This window comes from Brevinematia bacterium (genome assembly GCA_039630355.1).
Classification (GTDB): Bacteria; Spirochaetota; Brevinematia; order DTOW01; family DTOW01; genus SKYB106.
Genome location: JBCNVF010000068.1, coordinates 1 through 5,151, shown reverse-complemented (window position 1 = coordinate 5,151; position 5,151 = coordinate 1). Strand labels below are relative to the sequence as shown.

The 5,151-nt window shown below is 37.1% G+C and carries 4 protein-coding genes; all 4 read right to left on the bottom strand.

Features of this window, described 5'->3' with window-relative positions:
• A partial coding sequence (locus ABDH28_05060; GenBank protein MEN2998385.1) for a hypothetical protein occupies positions 1–829 on the bottom strand: 829 nt, incomplete at its 3' end.
• 142 nt (positions 830–971) lie between these two features.
• Positions 972–2,780, bottom strand: a complete 1,809-nt coding sequence (lnt, locus tag ABDH28_05055; GenBank protein ID MEN2998384.1) for an apolipoprotein N-acyltransferase — start codon at positions 2,778–2,780, stop codon at positions 972–974.
• A gap of 466 nt (positions 2,781–3,246) precedes the next feature.
• Entirely contained in the window at positions 3,247–4,227 is a 981-nt protein-coding gene (locus ABDH28_05050) for a hypothetical protein (protein MEN2998383.1), read from the bottom strand.
• A gap of 40 nt (positions 4,228–4,267) precedes the next feature.
• The coding region (locus ABDH28_05045; protein ID MEN2998382.1) for a right-handed parallel beta-helix repeat-containing protein at positions 4,268–5,151 on the bottom strand (884 nt) is incomplete at its 5' end.

Sequence of the window (5,151 nt, the reverse complement as noted above, 5' to 3'; positions counted from 1 at the left end):
TTTTACCAGCTTTAGGTTGGGAAACTACTAAACCTCTCTGCCCTTTACCTATCGGAATAAAAATATCTATTATCCTCGTATCTATATCCTCCTTTGAATATTCCAGATTAAACTTCTCAGTAGGAAACATTGGCGTAAGTTTGTCAAAATAGACTCTCTTTTGCAGATTGCCAGTAAACTCCTTCCCATTAACCTTTACTACCTTAAGTAACCCAAAATACTTTTCGTTATCTCTTAGAGGAGCTCTTATTGTCCCGAATACCTCATCTCCTGTCCTTAGTCCCAAGGATCTTATCTGAGTCTGAGAAACATATATATCCCCCGCTCCGGAAAGATAATTATGTTCCTCAGACCTAAGAAAACCATACCCCTGATTCTGATCGTTTAGCACCTGTAAAACACCCCTAGCATAAACCGTTCCCCCCATCTTTGTGTGACTATCAACAATCTTGAATAAAATATCCAACTTACTCTTGTAAGAGGAAAGTTTAACATCGTACAAGTTGTAAAGAATATCCATAAGATCATCTATTGATCTTTCCTTAAGATCATCTAAAAACAGTTCCCTCATATTGGAAGGCAATTCTTTCCTCACTTCCCTCTTAGAAAGAGCTTCTTCCTTATCCTTTAGCGTTTCTTGAACCATCTCCTCTTTTAATGACATTAGAGTGCTTTTAAGATCCTCCTCTTTACCCTCAGTTTCCTTTCCTCCAACTCCAGCTTCAACTGTCTCTCCACTCTCTTCCATACTACTCTGAAAGCTTTGAAAATTAGTTTCTTCCTCAAAGCCAGAGTCATTCTCCTGCTTGGAAACAAAACTTTCTGACATAAAATTCCCCTCTAAAGATTAGAAAATAAAAAGACCAGAAGCAAATGAACACTATCTAATTCCCTATCCTAAAAACAATTTTAAAAGATACCTTAACCAATATCAAGAAAACCAAAATACAATCAAACTTTCCCAAAACCTATTAGTATCTAATCTTGTATCGGATGAATGGACAAAAAAACGCTAACAAGCTTCCCAGAACCACTATACCTAGAAACACATGTTCACCGTAAGATACAAAGAGAGTATCAATCTTTTTCAACTTCACAGTCTCGGCCATAAACCCTTGCTTGAAGTCATCTATCCTAGATATTATCCTTCCATAAGGCAAAACTACTGCACTCCTACCAGTATTAGTTGCTCTAAGCAAGGGCAACCCTACCTCAATAGCACGATACATTGCACCAATCAAGTGTTGCCACTGACTCTTAACACTATTTGCCCATCCATCGTTAGTCATATTAACAAGGACATCTGCTCCCATTCTCCTAAGTTTCTTGGCTATGTAAGGATACAGATCCTCAAAGCATATTATCGGAGCCATATTAACAACAACATTTGGCTTAACTTCAACAGAAATAACCATAAACCTCTTACCTGGTGTCAAATCTCCCCCAACGATAGCATTTATAGCTTGCCTAAGTGGAGGAATATACTCCGAAAACGGAGTCCACTCTCCAAACGGAACGGTATGAACTTTATCATACCTAGCAATGGAAACACCCTTTTTATCAAAAAACAACGCACTATTGTAATACCTATACATCTCCTGAATCACCCTATGTAGCTTACCATCTCTAACAATAAAAGTATTTGTCAAAAATCTCTCCATATGAGGATATGTGAGAATAATCGGTTTCCCAACTTCTTTTGCAATTCCCATCGCCTTAACTCCAAACCAATCCCCAAATTCCCAATACATATTAACCGGATCACGTAAAATACTCTCACACCCAACAACTAAATCAGAATCTTTGCTAGCATCATGATACAACCTTACAACAATATTAAGCTTATCAAAATCCTTAGCAAATAACTTCTCCCAAGGAGAGAAATTCGGTTGCAAAAGCGAAAATCTCACACTGTTCGCATTACTTGCTTCGTAAATCAATTTAGCCTCCAAAAACAACCCCAAACCAGTAAAAACAACCACAATAACTACAACAATAGAATAATACATCTTAATTACCTTTACTAAAACTTCCTTAGTCAAGTTCCACATAAAAACAAGAAAAATCACCGCAACCAAAGCCAGCCAAACTACAACTTTCGCTATAGAAAACTCCTTGAGAACACTCAAAGATAACCACACCAAAAAGAACCCTAAAAATGACAGTAGAACCACAGAAACAAGATATACTAAATTCAGCTCTAGCTTCTTACTGACAATCTTCATAGCAAGCACAAGTATCAAAGAATTGAAAAGAGCAACAAAGAAACTAACACCAAATACACCAAACACCTGAGCTAGAGATGGCACAGCACCATTTATTGCAGAAAATACCTCACTCTCCACCAAAGCGAAATGATACTGAGTATGAGCCAAATACAAAAGTGGTAACGACCAAAAACCATTACCTCTCAGAATCTCAACACCTACCCACAAAAACGGAAACAACAAAAGAACATCCTCCCTCATTCCTTTAGAAATAACCGAAAAGGCAACAAAAGGCAAAATGTTATAAAGACAAAGAGGAATCATCACTCCCAACGGAGCAAGAGGATGAAAAGAAGAAAACCAATCCAGTGTCAAGCTATAAAGAACCAAAGAGAAAATCAGAGACCCTAAGATCACTGAGAAATAGCCATCTCTATAACTTCTATAAATACTCGGTATAAGAGCTATAAACCCAAGAAAAGGTACCCCATTAGGCGGAAAAGACATTGCCAAAAGAACTCCCGACACTACCCACTGAAGGTATCTAAATACTAGCTTCAAAACCATCTTCATACCCTTCTCCACAAATAAATCTACCTAAGATTACATAAGTTACCAAAAATAAGTTATTAACTTACCCTGACAAGCACCTAGATTAAGTATAACTCTCTCTTCAAATCAAATTCAATTCAAAATAACCAAACCCAAGGAATTCCAAAGTCTGTATAGCTTTCTTTTTACTACTTTCAAGTCTTTGTTATGACTGAGTAAATGCTTCCGAGTAAATACCTTTTTGACAAACACTTAAGAGACTTAGTGTGAAGTGAAGTTTTGTGACCGATAAACACTATCCAGAACCAAAGAGAGCAGGTAAGCAAAAAGTTCAGAATCTTACTTACCTAACGGTTATTGCTTTTAGAACAATAAATTCCAAAATCTGACAGTTAAGGCACAGTTTTTCTTTAGAAACACCCTCAGAGCTTCCTAACTTATTGAAACGAAAATATTAAAGGGGGCCGAAAACCCCCTTTTGACTTACTTACCTCGCATACTTATCAAAATTGTCTAAGAAAAGATTCAACTCTGCTTCACTTTTGACATAATAAAGCTTTTTACCAACCCTTATAACAAACGAAGTGCTGGTTATAACGAACTCATTACCATCTACTGGTGACACTGCTACCTTTCCCATCTCCTTATGATGTGGACCTCTAACAATTATTACTTCACCTTTTCTTACTCTCTGAAACTTTATAAGCTTCTTTTCATCCTCTAAGTCAATAACCACAGTAGTAACCTTCTCAGGCTTATGCACTTCCACAGTTACAACTTTTCCTTTCTGTTCTGGCACTACAACTACCTTTTGCTCTGGAACAGCAACAACCTTAGGTTCTTCCCTAACAACTACAACTTTTTGTTGCTCAACTGCTCCAATATTTGTCCTTATTATGTAGTTTGTTATAAGCACAAGCTCATTGACAAGCTGAACGTTGGTTTGAACATTAGTAACTATTATATAACTGACTACACAATTAGTTCTAACAATGAAATTGGTTATCACTACGACATCTACCGAGAGTGGATAATACTTATCCGGGTTTTGTTCAAAAAGCTGATATTCCGTTTCAGAGAGAAGATAGAAAATCTTCCCTTCATACTCAACTGAGATTATATTAGGAGAAGCTACAAAGATTTTACCGCTTATAGGTGAAACAACAAACTTACCAATTTCAGCCCCAGTTACAGTTCTTCTCACTACAAACGGTCCTGCGTACTTTCTCGGATTTGCCAAGAACATTTCCAGATCCTTCCTAGCATCAAAAAAGTAAACTTTTCCTCTATACTCAGCAACCTTTGTATCCTTCCTTACCTTAAACTGCACACCAGTAACAGGAGATGTTGCAAGTATTCCCCATTCTTCAGGCTTAGAATCTCTGACAACCACATCCTGTGCAATACCCTCAACCACCAAGACTCCAGCAAAAAACGTCAAAACAACCAAACCTAACACCTTTCTCATAAACTCCCCCAGTTAAGTATATCGTAAAGTAAAAACACTATTACTCTAAAACATTCCCAGAAGCCTCAGATGTGCCAGCAAGTCCTCCGTTAAGCTCGTTAATGCTTAAAGAACCTCTGACATAATCATAGTATGGATACCAAACATTTTTAAAAGTATTATTTTTCACTACATGTCCTGAAATGCTGACTTCCTCGTATACACCGTAAGTAGACAATAAACTAACACCACCTATAGTGTTACCTTCAATGCGAACTTGTGTTGAAAATGAGCTATAGAAGATTATCACACTATCATTAGCAGGAGAATTTGAAGGTATTCCACAATTTAACATAACATTGTTCATTACATAGAGTTTACCAGAGCTTTCAACAGAAATAGCACCACCTCCACCTGTACCACTTTTGTCGCTATCGGCAATGCAGTTAGTTATTGTACAACCAATAACATAAACTTCATAACTTCTGAAAACTTCCATCCCACCACCGTAATCTTTAACTTTACAGGAATGTATCACTGTATCCTTTATCTCTATGTTTGTAGAATAACTAACGAGTACACCACCACCGTATGAAAAAGAAGAATTTATATCAGAAACACCACTATTGGCAATGGTGATGTCTTTAGAAGAAGAAATGTATATCCCTCTAGAGGTATTCCCTTTAACCCAAAGCCTGGAAATAGTTACCCTATCAACTTTATCTATTTCTATGGAAGCATTACTAAGAGTAGAGTATCCCGTTTGTGATGAAAATGAAGAGTCAAACCCACCTTTTATCGTAAGCCCTTTAGGTATGCTGATAGTAGTGAAAGTTGTATACATCCAAATGCCAGATTGCATGTAGATATTGGTAACTCCTTTATTGGTAGCTATCTCAATAGCTTTATCCAAAGTCTGGACAGGGGATAACTTCGTCCCTCTGT